The organism is Hydrogenoanaerobacterium sp. (genome assembly GCF_032017025.1).
In the GTDB taxonomy this organism is placed as follows: Bacteria; Bacillota; Clostridia; order Oscillospirales; family Ruminococcaceae; genus Hydrogenoanaerobacterium.
Genome location: NZ_DALZQO010000010.1, coordinates 59,574 through 71,826, shown reverse-complemented (window position 1 = coordinate 71,826; position 12,253 = coordinate 59,574). Strand labels below are relative to the sequence as shown.

General features: G+C 48.5%; 16 protein-coding genes. 9 read left to right on the top strand and 7 right to left on the bottom strand.

The window, feature by feature from the left end:
• The first annotated feature begins 69 nt into the window (after positions 1–69).
• The 4 genes from RTV33_RS07940 to murI all read left to right on the top strand — a co-directional run bounded on the left by RTV33_RS07940 (position 70) and on the right by murI (position 3,227).
• Positions 70–849, top strand: a complete 780-nt coding sequence (locus RTV33_RS07940; RefSeq protein WP_312643230.1) for a sirohydrochlorin cobaltochelatase — start codon at positions 70–72, stop codon at positions 847–849.
• A gap of 28 nt (positions 850–877) precedes the next feature.
• Positions 878–1,453: a thymidine kinase gene (locus tag RTV33_RS07935; RefSeq protein ID WP_312643227.1), complete on the top strand. Its 576-nt coding sequence runs from the start codon at positions 878–880 to the stop codon at positions 1,451–1,453.
• A gap of 171 nt (positions 1,454–1,624) precedes the next feature.
• On the top strand, positions 1,625–2,326 hold the full coding sequence (locus RTV33_RS07930) for an HAD-IA family hydrolase (protein ID WP_312643225.1): 702 nt from the start codon (positions 1,625–1,627) through the stop codon (positions 2,324–2,326).
• A 112-nt stretch (positions 2,327–2,438) separates the two neighbouring features.
• Entirely contained in the window at positions 2,439–3,227 is a 789-nt protein-coding gene (murI, locus tag RTV33_RS07925) for a glutamate racemase (protein ID WP_312643223.1), read from the top strand.
• 10 nt (positions 3,228–3,237) lie between these two features.
• Here murI and RTV33_RS07920 read toward each other — a convergent pair whose 3' ends face one another.
• Positions 3,238–3,654: a putative ABC transporter permease gene (locus tag RTV33_RS07920; RefSeq protein ID WP_312643221.1), complete on the bottom strand. Its 417-nt coding sequence runs from the start codon at positions 3,652–3,654 to the stop codon at positions 3,238–3,240.
• Positions 3,655–3,868: 214 nt separating this feature from the next.
• Between RTV33_RS07920 and RTV33_RS07915 the strand changes: the two genes are divergently transcribed.
• The 4 genes from RTV33_RS07915 (at position 3,869) to RTV33_RS07900 (ending at position 7,366) form a co-directional block, all read left to right on the top strand.
• Positions 3,869–5,035 (top strand): cation diffusion facilitator family transporter, encoded by a 1,167-nt coding sequence (locus tag RTV33_RS07915; RefSeq protein ID WP_312643219.1) that lies wholly within the window; start codon positions 3,869–3,871, stop codon positions 5,033–5,035.
• A 75-nt stretch (positions 5,036–5,110) separates the two neighbouring features.
• Entirely contained in the window at positions 5,111–5,842 is a 732-nt protein-coding gene (locus RTV33_RS07910; protein ID WP_312643217.1) for a methyltransferase, read from the top strand.
• A 13-nt stretch (positions 5,843–5,855) separates the two neighbouring features.
• A complete protein-coding gene (gene rsmI / locus RTV33_RS07905; protein WP_312643216.1) occupies positions 5,856–6,692 on the top strand; it encodes a 16S rRNA (cytidine(1402)-2'-O)-methyltransferase in 837 nt (278 codons plus the stop codon).
• Between the two features lie 17 nt (positions 6,693–6,709).
• Positions 6,710–7,366 carry a DUF2628 domain-containing protein gene (locus RTV33_RS07900; RefSeq protein ID WP_312643214.1) on the top strand — a complete coding sequence of 219 codons (657 nt, stop codon included), beginning with the start codon at positions 6,710–6,712 and terminating at the stop codon, positions 7,364–7,366.
• A gap of 37 nt (positions 7,367–7,403) precedes the next feature.
• Here the strand turns inward: RTV33_RS07900 and RTV33_RS07895 are convergent, their stop codons facing one another.
• The 3 genes from RTV33_RS07895 to RTV33_RS07885 form a co-directional block, all read right to left on the bottom strand.
• The gene (locus RTV33_RS07895; protein WP_312643212.1) at positions 7,404–7,892 is read right to left on the bottom strand and encodes a hypothetical protein; all 489 of its coding nucleotides are present in this window, start codon (positions 7,890–7,892) and stop codon (positions 7,404–7,406) included.
• A complete protein-coding gene (locus RTV33_RS07890; RefSeq protein WP_312643210.1) occupies positions 7,889–8,593 on the bottom strand; it encodes a hypothetical protein in 705 nt (234 codons plus the stop codon). The genes RTV33_RS07895 and RTV33_RS07890 overlap by 4 nt, the downstream gene beginning before the upstream one ends.
• A gap of 82 nt (positions 8,594–8,675) precedes the next feature.
• Complete coding sequence (locus RTV33_RS07885; protein ID WP_312643209.1) at positions 8,676–8,921, bottom strand: hypothetical protein; 246 nt, start codon at positions 8,919–8,921, stop codon at positions 8,676–8,678.
• Positions 8,922–9,131: 210 nt separating this feature from the next.
• On the opposite strand from RTV33_RS07885, the gene RTV33_RS07880 reads away from it, so the two are divergent.
• Positions 9,132–9,602, top strand: coding sequence for a metallophosphoesterase (locus tag RTV33_RS07880; RefSeq protein ID WP_312643207.1), 471 nt, complete (start codon positions 9,132–9,134; stop codon positions 9,600–9,602).
• Positions 9,603–9,783: 181 nt separating this feature from the next.
• Here RTV33_RS07880 and RTV33_RS07875 read toward each other — a convergent pair whose 3' ends face one another.
• The 3 genes from RTV33_RS07875 to RTV33_RS07865 all read right to left on the bottom strand — a co-directional run bounded on the left by RTV33_RS07875 (position 9,784) and on the right by RTV33_RS07865 (position 12,175).
• Entirely contained in the window at positions 9,784–10,443 is a 660-nt protein-coding gene (locus tag RTV33_RS07875) for an NAD-binding protein (RefSeq protein WP_312643205.1), read from the bottom strand.
• Between the two features lie 14 nt (positions 10,444–10,457).
• Positions 10,458–11,078, bottom strand: coding sequence for a TrkA family potassium uptake protein (locus tag RTV33_RS07870; RefSeq protein ID WP_312643203.1), 621 nt, complete (start codon positions 11,076–11,078; stop codon positions 10,458–10,460).
• 239 nt (positions 11,079–11,317) lie between these two features.
• A complete protein-coding gene (locus RTV33_RS07865) occupies positions 11,318–12,175 on the bottom strand; it encodes an EamA family transporter (RefSeq protein ID WP_312643201.1) in 858 nt (285 codons plus the stop codon).
• Between the last annotated feature and the right edge of the window lie 78 nt (positions 12,176–12,253).

Sequence of the window (12,253 nt, the reverse complement as noted above, 5' to 3'; positions counted from 1 at the left end):
AAATGCTATAATATGAAACAGAATGTCGTTATTTCTAAACGATAAAAAGTCATCACGGAGGAACTTGCCATGAACAAGAAAGCGCTGGTCGTTATCAGCTTTGGAACAACCTATCCCGATGCTATGGCAGCCATTGAGAAAATTGAGCAGCGCCTGCACGGGGCAATGCCGGAATACGACTTGTTTCGTGCGTTTACTTCCGGCATGGTAATTCGCAAGCTGCAAAAAACACAGGGCATTACGGTAGATAACCCTGAACAACTGCTGCTGCGTCTTGTGCAGCGGGGCTACGATGAGGTAGTGTGCCAATCCACCCATGTCATCAATGGGGTGGAGTACGATAAAATGTGCGAACAAATTGGAGGGCAGGCACAGCATTTTTCCAGCATAAAACTTGGCAAACCGCTGTTGAGCGAAGCACAGGATTACATTGATTGCTGCAAGGTTGTGATGCAGACAGTGCCGGCCCCGGCCAAAGACGAGGCGTTAGTGCTGATGGGGCACGGTACCGACCATTTTGCCAACGGCGCGTACAGCCAGCTGGAGAACAGCTTCCGTTCACTTGGGTACGAGCGCGTTTATGTCGGTACGGTTGAGGGCTTCCCTGACCTCGACTATGTATTGGGCCGCTTAGCGAAGCACGAGATTAAAAAGGTGAGGCTAATGCCGTTTATGATTGTCGCAGGCGACCATGCGCAAAATGACTTGGCAGGCGATGAAGAGGATTCTTGGAAGTCGGTTTTGGAGCAAAAGGGCTACCAGACAGAGGTACTGCTGCAGGGGCTGGGCAGCCTGGATGGGATCTGCGACCTTTTTGCGGAGCATTTAGAAAAGGCGAGGGCATTGTAACGCTAAAAATATAGGAGGATGTTGTAGTATGCCAAAGCTTTACTTCAAATACGGTGCGATGGGCAGCTCCAAGTCGGCACAGGCGCTGATGACCAAATTTAATTATGAAGAAAAGGGCTACAGTGTGGGGCTGATGAAGCCCGCCGTGGATGACCGGGATGGCGCAGATATCGTAAAAAGCCGCGTTGGGCTAATCGGTAAGGGAATTGTCATTACGCCTGATATGAATTTAAGCGAATGGTTTGAGCGCAACCACTACGATGTGCTGATTGTAGATGAGGCGCAGTTCCTTTCTGCGCAGCAGATTGAGCAGCTCAAGCAAATTGCAATTCATGAGGTGCCGGTACTGTGCTTTGGGCTGAAAAGCGATTTTCGCACTGTCATGTTTGAGGGGAGCAAGCGCCTGTTCGAAATTGCAGATTCATTGACGGAAATTAAATCGGTATGCAAATGCGGCAGAAAAGCCGAGGTGAATGCGCGTGTCATCGATGGCAGAATGGTGCTGGAGGGCGCGCAGATCGATATTGGCGGCAACGATAAGTACATTGGTGTGTGCTACGGCTGCTGGCTGGAGTACAAACGGCAGGCGGAGGAGGGTTTGTAACCTCAAAACCGGCTAATATGCGACAAGATGCTTTTTATATTTTAATAAAAATTCAAGGAAAATCCACCAAGCAGCTTCACGCGTTGAGGAAGATTTGCGGGCAGAGCTTCAGCAGCTGCGAGCGGAGTATGCCTACCTAAAAAACTTGCACGCCTTAGCGTCGGAACAGATATGACGGGAGAACGGACACAAAGCGATAGGCAGGATAAGCACAGCCGAACAGTACCTGCCGGAAAGGATTCTACTATGTACCACCACATTGTATTTGATATTGACGGAACACTCATCAATACCGAGGAGGTTTGCCTCAAGTCTATGCAGAGGCTGATTCTCTCACGGCAGAACCGAGAGGTAACGCTGGAGGAATGCCGTTTTTCGCTCGGTATTCCTAGCCACAGGGTGCTGCCGATGATTGGCATGGAGAGCAGTGATGAGATTTTGGCGGAATGGGACAGCTACTACGCCGATTTGATTGACTCCGCCAAGCCGTTTGATGGAATCATAGAGCTGCTGGATGCACTAAAGCAGTGCGGAGTAAAGTTGGGCATTGTCACCTCGCGCTCGGGCACTGAGATGGAGTATGACCCTAACATGAAGCTGCTGCTGCCTTATTTTGAGGTGGTAATTACCGCGAGCGACACCACCGAGCACAAGCCCAGCCCCGCACCGTTGCTGGAATATTTACGGCGCACGGGTGCACAAGCGGAGGATGCCCTCTACATTGGCGATACAATCTACGACTGCCAATGTGCCAAGGGTGCGGGTGTGGCGTTTGCACTTGCCACATGGGGCGCTGTACCGTGCGAGGGCATGCAAGCCGATTACCACCCGTCTAAGCCGTTGGAGCTGCTTGACCTTGCTGCAAAATCGTAAAGCAGCGGCAGCTTTCGTGCAGTTTTTCTAGAATTTTTGTGCATCATATGATACAATAACAACGTTACCCTGTTGGCAACCGCTTAAAAAACAACAAAGGAAGCGTTTTTGCATGAATGAGAACCGTAAAAAAATCGGCGTGCTGGATTCCGGTGTAGGAGGGCTCACCGTTGTCAAAGAGCTGGAACAGCTGCTGCCGAATGAAGATATCGTTTATTTTGGAGACAACAAGAACTGCCCATATGGCAACCGTACCGCAGATAATATTGTAGAGATTGCACGCAGCACCATCGGTTTTTTACAAAACAAAGACATCAAAGCTGTGGTAGTAGCCTGCAACACCACCTCGTCGCTGATCCATCGCTTTGAAAAAGACTATCCGTTTCCTATCTTCAGCATAATAAAGCCTGCTGCACAGTATGTAGTGCAGCACAAGCTGCCCAGTATAGGAGTAATTGGTACCGAGCTCACCATCAAAACCGGCTGTTATGAGCGGCTGATTCACGATGGCAATGCAGATATTGCCGTATACGGTGAACCAAGCCACAATTTGGCGGCACTGGTAGACTGTGGCAGGTTTGATATGACGGCAATCACAGATGAAATTACCGTTCATATGAACCATCTGCTGGAACAGCACCCTGTGAAACACGTCATTTATGGCTGTACGCACTACCCCATTGTGGGGGAGGTCTTTGAATGCGTCGCCCCAGGGGTACAGTTTATCAACCCCGCACTGGAGCAGGCGAGGGCAGTTGCCGATTACCTCAAAGAGCATAGCCTTTTAAATGATACGGCAGGGCACAGCTTTGACATCTACATGAGCGGCTCTAAAGCTGTATATGAAGCGGTTTTACAGCGGCTTCAAATTAAAACCCCTGCAATCATCCATAGTGTATAGGGCGCCGGGCTCACCTGTGAAGCAGCTTCGCGGGTGAGCTTTTTTGCAGTACAAAACGGCCGAGCAGGCTGCTGATACCCGCTACCGGTATGCACAGTAGAGTCCATAAAAAAGTATAAAGCGGGCACACCTGACCCATCAAGTTGCCGCGCATGTGCGAGTAATCCCACACGTCCCATTTCAGCCAGCGGTTTACCACACAGCCCACCGTAAACTCTACACCGGTAATCGAGAGTGCGCCTACCACACATTTTTTCCACAGGCACAGCCGTTTACAGTGCTCAAACAGGTTGTGCAACAATAAAAAACAAACGCCGCCGGTCAGCGCCATGGTCCAGTGGGTATATTTGCGCCAAAGCACCTCAATAAAAGAATATCCGCAGCAGCCAATTAAAAAGAGCAGCATGCCATTTCGAACACGATTCATACACAACACCTCAAAGACTACTGTGCGCATAATTTGTTCAAGATATTCAGCAGGTTTATTGACATTTTTTACATTACGAGGCGCAAGAGCAGGAAAAAACATGGCAATTGTGGTATACTGTTTAAAGATATGAAGCGGCCTGGGCGGCAAATTTAATGTTTGCTTTTGCTTATTACAATAGGCATAGCATCCAACACATGCGGGAGGAACTTGCATGACAAACTTATTACTGAAGCTATTTATAAAAAATGCCGATGATACCGAAAATGCTTCGGTGCGGGAACGCTATGGCATTCTAAGCAGTGTTGTGGGCATTGTATGCAATGTACTACTGTTTACAACAAAATTTATTTTAGGTTCACTTTCGAGCAGCATTGCCATTACCGCAGATGCATTCAACAACCTGTCTGACGTAGGCTCTTCCATCGTAACGCTGGTAGGTTTTAAAATGGCATCGAAACCTGCCGACCGTGACCACCCGTTTGGGCATGGCAGAATGGAGTATCTCAGCGGGTTGCTGATTTCATTTTTTATTTTGCTCGTCGGTGTCGAGATTGGAAAAACCTCGGTTCACAAAATTTTGAACCCCGAGCCGGTGAAGTTCAGCGTGGTTGTGGTAATTGGTTTGGTGGTGTCGATTTTTGTAAAGCTGTGGATGGGTATCTTTAACAAACGGCTGGGCAAAAAAATAGGATCAGCGGCAATGGAGGCAACCTCAGTTGACAGCATATCGGATGTATGCGCAACTACAGTGACCCTGATTTCGGTAATTGCGGCTCGTTTTACTGACCTGCCAATAGACGGCGTAATGGGTACTGTTGTGGCACTGCTGATTCTATTTGCAGGCTACGGCGTTGCAAAAGATACGCTAAACCCTCTGCTGGGCGTTCACCCCGACCCTGAGCTTGTAAAAAAAATACAGGAGCTTATACTCGCTTATGACGGAATTTTAGGAATTCATGATCTGATTGTACACGACTATGGCCCAAGCAGGCGGTTTGCGTCGGTGCATGCCGAGGTTTCGGTGCACAGCGATATTATTCTTTCGCATGATATCATCGACCGCGCCGAGCGTGAAATCGCATCCAAGCTGAATGTCGAAATCGTGATTCATCTCGACCCTATTGAAACAGACTGTGAGAAGACCAACGAAATGCGCACGCTTACGCTAAAGATGGTGCAGGATATTGACCCTGCATTTACCATCCACGATTTTCGCATGGTGCGCGGCGGAACGCTCACCAATTTTATTTTTGATATCAGCGTTCCGGTGGAGACAAAGCAAACCGACGACGAGATCAAGGGTGCGATTGCCCATCAAATGAAAGCGATCGACCCCGAATATTATACCGTTGTAAATGTTGACCGCAGCTTTTGCTAATGGCAGCATTCATCGACTAGATGCCTATAGTTTTTAATATTAATGATGTAAACAAAATTGCGTAGGAGATTTTGGATGGACTTTACCTATACCTTTGAGCAGCTGACAGCCGAACTTTCAATTTGTGTAACGCCCGATCATAAGTTTGGCACCGATGCATTTTTACTTTCCCATTTTGCACAGCACCGCCGCAAAGACGTTGCATGTGACCTCGGCACCGGCTGCGGAATTATCCCACTGCTGTGGTTTCGGTGTAACCCGCCGCAGCGTGTATTTGCGGTGGATATTCAGCCTAAGGCGATTGAACAGCTTAAAATTACAGTAGAGCGCAACGGCCTGCACGACAGCCTTACACCCGTGCTTGCCGATTTAAAAGCGCTTGACGGGCGGCTGCCCAAGGCGGGGTTTGACTTGGTCACCTGTAACCCGCCCTATAAAATTGCAAACACAGGAATTCTAAGTGAGCTTACCAGCGAGCAGATAGCGCGCCATGAGGTGCTGTGCAACATTAACGATGTGTGCGCGGCAGCGTCAAAGCTGCTCAAGTTTGGCGGGCGTCTGTGCATCTGCCAGCGCCCCGAGCGCCTGCTCGATGTACTGGAGGCGATGCGTAAAAATGGCATTGAACCTAAGCTAGTCCGCTTTGTGCAGCAGCGTGAGGGGCTAGCCCCGTGGCTGTTTTTGGTACAGGGCAAAAAGGGTGCAAAACCGTATCTGAAGGTAGAAAAGCCGCTTATTATTGCAGGCGGCGGACGCGACGGCTTCAGCGAAGAGCTGCTGGAAGTTTACGGAGGCGGAAAAGTATAAAGGAGAACAAGGTATGGCAGGAAAACTATTTGTGGTTGGTACGCCCATTGGCAACCTCGGCGATATGACCTCGCGTGCGGTACAGACACTGCGCGAGGTGGATTTTATTGCGGCGGAGGACACGCGCGTAACACAGAAGCTGCTCAACCATTTTGAGATAAAAAAGCATACCATCAGCTACCACCAACACAGCCAAAGTGCGGTGAGCGAGCAAATTACAGGGCGCATTTTGGCGGGTGAGAGCTGTGCGGTCGTTACCGATGCGGGCATGCCCTGCATCTCTGACCCCGGTGAGGATTTGGTGCGCCTGTGCGCCGAAAGCGGCGTGGAGATTGTTGTCGTACCCGGGCCGTCAGCTGTGGTTTCGGCACTTGCGGTATCGGGGCTGCTTACATCGCGTTTTGCGTTTGAGGGGTTTCTGTCCACCAACCGCAAAAACCGCTTGGAACATTTGGAATCCATTCGGAATGATCGCCATACCTTGATTTTTTACGAGGCGCCGCATAAGCTGATTTCTACTTTGCAAGATATGCAGAGTATATTGGGTGAACGCAAAATTTCATTGGCGCGTGAGCTGACCAAGCTGCATGAAGAGGTGATTCGCACCACCTTTTCGGGCGCATTGGAGCTGTACCGCGAGAAGTCGCCGCGCGGCGAATATGTGCTTGTGATTGAGGGTGCCCCCGAGCCTGCCCCCACAGTGCTGACTTTTGAGGATGCGGCCGAGATGGTTTGCGGTATGGTGCAGGATGGAGAATCGATCACCAACGCGGCCAAACAGGTGGCAAAAGAAACCGGCTATAAAAAAGGCGACTTGTATAAAGCGGCTTTGGATAAAGCGAAAAAGTGACAGACGGGAGAAAACTTATGATGGGAGAGAGAACTTGTCCGCGCTGCAATGCGGTGGCGGAGCATGAAAGTAACTTTTGCGGCAACTGCGGCTACGACTTTACTCAGGGTGCAGAGGGGTTTGTTGTAATAAACGAAACGCGGGTCGATGGGTACCTCACAGCGGATATCGTAAGCTATGTCGGTAAAAAGGGTGAGGTATACACTGAAAAATTTAAGGCGATCGAACAAAAGCAGATCACCTTCAATTGGTGTGCGTTTTTATTTTCGGGCAACTGGTTTGCTTACCGCAGGCTGTATGGCTGGGCAGTGGGAACTATTTTGGCGGCTACATTCATTGGGATTGGCATTGCGGCTGTTCTTGTTGCTCCGCTTGCAAACGGCACGATATCTATCGGCATGTTTACGTTTTTGTCGTTTGCGGTAGGGTTGCTTCTTCGTCTGGCATGCGGATTTTTAGGCGACCGTATTTACTGGGGCAGAGTAAAAAAAGAATTGAACAACGAAAACTGCAAAGATAGACCCGCCACGCTTAACCAAAGGCTTCATCAGCGGCTTGGGCTTGCAGGCAGCCCAAGCGTGCTGGCTGTGGTTATTTCGGTAGTGGCAGGTGAGGGCTTTGTACAGTTGGTAACCGCTTTTATCACCCCTGTGATTACAGGTATGTTATTGTAGCACATATAAAAATCGCAGCCGAAAGTGGCTGCGATTTTTATAATAGTATGTAACAAAGAGCTAAAATCAGTTTCTTATCCGCCTGATTGTTAATTAGGATGAACAGTAGAACCAGAATAATAATTTTGTCATTGTCGATGCCCAACGCGTCCATTACACGCGAAATGGGGCCGTTGCCATCGCCGCCAAGAATCGAGCCGATAGAACTAAGCGGGCTATTCCCGCCAAACAATCCGCCCAGTATTCCGCCGCTGTTGTTTTTGCTTTGCGGAATCTGAATGATAGGCTTATCGTGCGGGGCAGGGTGATATTGCTCGGAGTGCTCAGAACGTTCAGGGTATTCAGCATACTCACGGTGCTCAGGGCGCTCAGGGCGCTTTACAAAATCGGGGTAGGTGGGGTAAGCATTGTTTTCTACCGCCTTGCGGGAACGCTCTTGCATCTCTTTTACGCGTTCTACCGCTTCTTGCTGCATACGCATGATATCTTTTTGCGAGTATTCATTGTTTCCGCTGCTCCAGGTCATCCACCATCACCGCCTAACAATGAGCCGAGAAGGCCCGATTCTTTAATAAGCGGAAGCAAATCGAGCAGCTCCATAATACGGACCGCCTCGTCTACCTTTTTGCGGTTTTCCTCACTAAGGTGAGGCTTTAAAGCACGTAGCAGAGCTGTACTGCTGTCATCTTTGCGCTGGGAAAGCAGCTTTTGTACCTTTAGCAGTTTACCGATATCGAGGTTGGGCAGCCCGAAGTTACCACTGTTATTGTTGTTGCCCCCACCCCCCAGTGATGAGAGCAGTGAGCCGAAGTCTGGCATTCCACCGTTGTTATTGTTGTTGTTATTATTATTGCTATTGTTATTGCCCCCACCCATCAGAGATGAGAGCAGTGCACTGAGGTCGGGCATGCCGCCGCTGTTGCCATTGTTGTTATTATTTTGGCCGCCCCCGCCCCCCAGCGACGAAAGCAGTGCGCTGAGGTCAGGCATACCGCCGCTGTTGCCATTGTTGTTATTTTGGTTGCCCCCGCCCCCCAGCGACGAAAGTAGTGCACTGAGGTCGGGCATGCCACCGTTATTGCCGTTATTGCCGTTATTATTACTGTTGTTTGCCTGCCCGCCGGAGGAGTTACTGCTCTGGCTGAGCATAGACAGCATCTGACTTATCTGCTGCTTACCCTCGTCGGATGACAGCAATTGCGAGAGCATCTCCGATAGATCAGCCATATTGTGCCCTCCTCCCCGCGGGGTAACCCCGCCAGTTTCTCACTTATTTTGCAACCTCAGGTAAAAACAAGCAACCGGAATATTACTTATTGTTCATTAAATCTTGCATAACTTGCTTGATTTTGTCAGAATTAAGCAGTGACTCAAGCTTTTGTGGGTCGTTAAGCACCTGCTTTACATTACCGGCGTTCAGCCCCTGCGGCAGGTCGCCACCTTGCAATTGAGCCTTTAGTTGGTCGGGGGTAACCCCCATCTTTTGGCTTACCATGTTCAGCATTAGATCGATCTGCGCATTTGAAATGTTGGGCATACCGGAATTGTTTTTCATAATAAAAACTCCTTTAAATTGTCAATTTATTAATAAAATTGTATTCCATTTCATATTTCTTTATGATAAATTAATAGATGGAGCGAGAGCGCAGTACAAATTGTTTTGAGCTTCTTGTTGCCAAAACTCAAAAGCAGAAATGGGTTTTTAAGACCGATTTATAATGCAGGGAATTTTGTTTAATACCAAATTACAGTAGGAGGAAGTTTGTTGAGGATTGTTGTAATGTCCGATTCACATAAAAATTTAGCAAATGTGCGAAAGATTGTCGAAAAGCATGAAGAAGCAGACCTGTTCTTGCACCTTGGGGACGGTGAACGTGATTTTGAGGATGTGATGGCTTTGTATCCTCAAAAAAGTTACGACCATGTGTGCGGTAATTGCGATTTTTATTCGTTGGCCCCTACCTTTAATATGATAAAGGCGGACAGCAAACGTATCTTTTTTACCCATGGCCACATTTACAATGTGAAATACAGCTTGAGCGAGCTGCTGTTTGCAGCGCAGGGGCGTGGTGCAGATATTGTACTGTACGGACATACCCACATCAGCCACAGCGAGTATATTGACGGGATGCATGTGGTAAATCCCGGCAGCTGCTCGGGTATGGGGGGCAGCGCGACCTATGCCATCATCGATATTACAAAAGCAGGCATTGTACCGGTTATCGTAAAGCTGTAAGTGCTGCATCACCATAGTTTATGAGAAAACCGAGAAAAAGGTGCAAAAAATAAAAAACTCTATGCCAATTTGATGGCATAGAGTTTTTTTATACAATAATTAGAGATTTACGCAAAACAAAAAGCTCCGTATTTTGCAGTAAAATATCCGTAAATTCTCTGCTTTCAAAAAAGTATTGAGCTTATTCCAAACCCAGCATACGGCTGAGATCGTGAATCATCTTATTCTGGCAAACGACAAGTACCTTATCTCCGCTGAAAATTTGGGCATTACCACGCGGAATAATCATGGCACCGTCACGTGTGATGGAGACAATGATACTCTCCTGCGGCATACGCAGCTCACTTAAACGGATACCATCGCGTTTGTAGTTTTGCGGAATCTCCAGTTCACTGATGGAGGTTTCACCGCGGTTGAGAGACATAATCTGTTTGATGGCAGAGGTGTCAACCTCGCGCTCCAGTAGGCGCGCAATGTTATCGGTGCTGCTGATCGGGATATCCACACCCAGCTGCTTCATAACCGACATGTTTTTAGGGTTGTTTACCCTCGCAACCGTGCGCTTGACATGGAATCTTTTTTTAGCGAGCTGACAGGCGATCAAATTGTTTTCATCTTTGCCGGTAACGCTGATAAGCGCCTCCGCCTCTTCGATGCCTGCGTTTTCCAGCGCTTCAATAGTGCTGCCGTCGCCGCAGATAATGGGGATATCCAGCTCGTTGGCTATGCGCGCACAGGTTTCTTTGCTCTCTTCTATAATACGGGGTCTATGCCCGTGTTCCATCAGCGTTCTGGCCAGGTAAAAACCTACCTTGCCCCCACCTACTACAATCACTGTCATGCTGTATTCTCCTCCTAATCAACCAGCTTTGCAAAAATCAGCTTATCGCCGGCTGCCAGCTTTTGCTGATTGTTGTCCGCCAACATCAGCTTATCATCCGGCTGCTGTATACCAAACAGAATTCTGCCCGGTTCAGGGATGACGTCGTGAACCGTCTTTCCCACAAGGTTTTCCGGCACGGGCAGCGCATAGTAAGAGATTGTGGAGGTGCCAAACGTCATCTGCGTTAAGTCGACTGCCCCCTCCAGCGCAGCACACACCGCATCAACGGTGAGGTTGGTAGGGCATACGGTTTTTAGGTTGAAGTGTGAAAACACATTCTCACGCTGCGGGTCGTAAATACGGGTAAGTACCGTATCGATGTGAAACACTTCTCTCGCAAGCTGTGATACCATAATGTTAACGTTATCGTCCTGTGTAACTGCAATTACCGCGTCACTGCCTTCAATTCCGGCATTGCGCAAAACATCCTGATCGATGGGGATTCCTGTGACGGTGTAGCCCGAAAATTCATGGTCGAGCAGTTCAAAATGCTCTTCGTCACGGTCCACAATGCAGACATCATGTCCTAATTTATCCAATACGGTAGCGAGCTTTGAACCAACCTTGCCGCACCCGATGACCAATACGTTCATGGTGAAAATGCCGCCTTTCTTCCATACAGTAGCTAAATCGCAATCAAATCGGCCACACAGGTGGCTTACGCGTCAACCCTGTTTAGCAATTGAAATTGCGTAGAATTAGTATAACGCTTTACTTGTGCAGTTGCAACCTTATTTTTTGTTTAGGCTGTTACAAGAAAATATGTACGGATTTATACGTTCTTATGCACAATAAAAAAGCCACCCGTTTTTAGCGGGTGACTTTTCAAAAACTATTGGATTTGCGGCTGCCGGTCGCGCCAAATGCACCAACTGGTGATAGCTGCAATGACGATAACACCGCCGATCAGCGCATAAAAACCGGGTGCCTCACCGTCAAACAGGAACACCCATATGGGGTTGAGAAGTGGCTCAATTGCGCCAAGCAGCGAGCATGCCAGCGGCGGGCAGCCTTTTACTGCCAGCCCATATAACACATAGGGAATGCCAAGCTGTACAATGCCAAGCGCAAGAATGCTAAGCACTGCGCCGGTTGACACTGGTGTGGGGAAAATAAATGCCATAGGTACACCCACTAGGGCGGTAAACAAATGGCCGAGCAGAATACCGCTCATGCGCGAGTTTTCATCGGCATGGCCGGTAGTAAGGAACATTACCGCCATGAACAGCCCCGCACAAATGGCAATGCAGTTTCCGAGCAGATTACCGGGAGAGAATTGGTCAAAGAAAAAAAGTGCAATACCGAATAATGTGACAAGTACAACGATAATGTCAGCTTTGCGAAAGCGCTGCTTATACACCAGTGCTGAAAGTATTAGGATGAAAACCGGTGCGGTAAATTGCAGCACAATGGCATTTGCCGACGTGGTGAGCTTGTTTGCTGTTACAAACGCCAGAAAAGTGAGCGACATAAACACGCCCGAAAGCAGCGAATCACGGTTAAACACAATTCGTATTTTGGAATAGAGCATAAATGCAAATACCACGCATGCTGCAATTAGGCTGCGAAAGCCCGCTATTACCAGTGGGTTCCACGGCAAAAGCTTAATGAAAATGCCTGCAATGCTCCACAATGAGGCACAGATTACCATCATTATAATTGAGCGTTTTTGTGTGCCGGTCTCAGTCATAGTAACACATCCATTCTGTTTTAGTGGGCAGCTTAAAGCCACCGAAAAGCAGGGGAAAAGAAAACTGTGCGCAGTAAT

What these genes read in the sequence shown, in the direction of transcription:
- RTV33_RS07940 (WP_312643230.1), top strand. Translation starts at nt 70, where the DNA reads ATGAACAAGAAAGCGCTGGTCGTTATCAGCTTTGGAACAACCTATCCC.
- RTV33_RS07935 (WP_312643227.1), top strand. Translation starts at nt 878, where the DNA reads ATGCCAAAGCTTTACTTCAAATACGGTGCGATGGGCAGCTCCAAGTCG.
- RTV33_RS07930 (WP_312643225.1), top strand. Translation starts at nt 1,625, where the DNA reads ATGACGGGAGAACGGACACAAAGCGATAGGCAGGATAAGCACAGCCGA.
- murI (WP_312643223.1), top strand. Translation starts at nt 2,439, where the DNA reads ATGAATGAGAACCGTAAAAAAATCGGCGTGCTGGATTCCGGTGTAGGA.
- RTV33_RS07920 (WP_312643221.1), bottom strand. Translation starts at nt 3,654, where the DNA reads ATGAATCGTGTTCGAAATGGCATGCTGCTCTTTTTAATTGGCTGCTGC.
- RTV33_RS07915 (WP_312643219.1), top strand. Translation starts at nt 3,869, where the DNA reads ATGACAAACTTATTACTGAAGCTATTTATAAAAAATGCCGATGATACC.
- RTV33_RS07910 (WP_312643217.1), top strand. Translation starts at nt 5,111, where the DNA reads ATGGACTTTACCTATACCTTTGAGCAGCTGACAGCCGAACTTTCAATT.
- rsmI (WP_312643216.1), top strand. Translation starts at nt 5,856, where the DNA reads ATGGCAGGAAAACTATTTGTGGTTGGTACGCCCATTGGCAACCTCGGC.
- RTV33_RS07900 (WP_312643214.1), top strand. Translation starts at nt 6,710, where the DNA reads ATGATGGGAGAGAGAACTTGTCCGCGCTGCAATGCGGTGGCGGAGCAT.
- RTV33_RS07895 (WP_312643212.1), bottom strand. Translation starts at nt 7,892, where the DNA reads ATGACCTGGAGCAGCGGAAACAATGAATACTCGCAAAAAGATATCATG.
- RTV33_RS07890 (WP_312643210.1), bottom strand. Translation starts at nt 8,593, where the DNA reads ATGGCTGATCTATCGGAGATGCTCTCGCAATTGCTGTCATCCGACGAG.
- RTV33_RS07885 (WP_312643209.1), bottom strand. Translation starts at nt 8,921, where the DNA reads ATGAAAAACAATTCCGGTATGCCCAACATTTCAAATGCGCAGATCGAT.
- RTV33_RS07875 (WP_312643205.1), bottom strand. Translation starts at nt 10,443, where the DNA reads ATGACAGTGATTGTAGTAGGTGGGGGCAAGGTAGGTTTTTACCTGGCC.
- RTV33_RS07870 (WP_312643203.1), bottom strand. Translation starts at nt 11,078, where the DNA reads ATGAACGTATTGGTCATCGGGTGCGGCAAGGTTGGTTCAAAGCTCGCT.
- RTV33_RS07865 (WP_312643201.1), bottom strand. Translation starts at nt 12,175, where the DNA reads ATGACTGAGACCGGCACACAAAAACGCTCAATTATAATGATGGTAATC.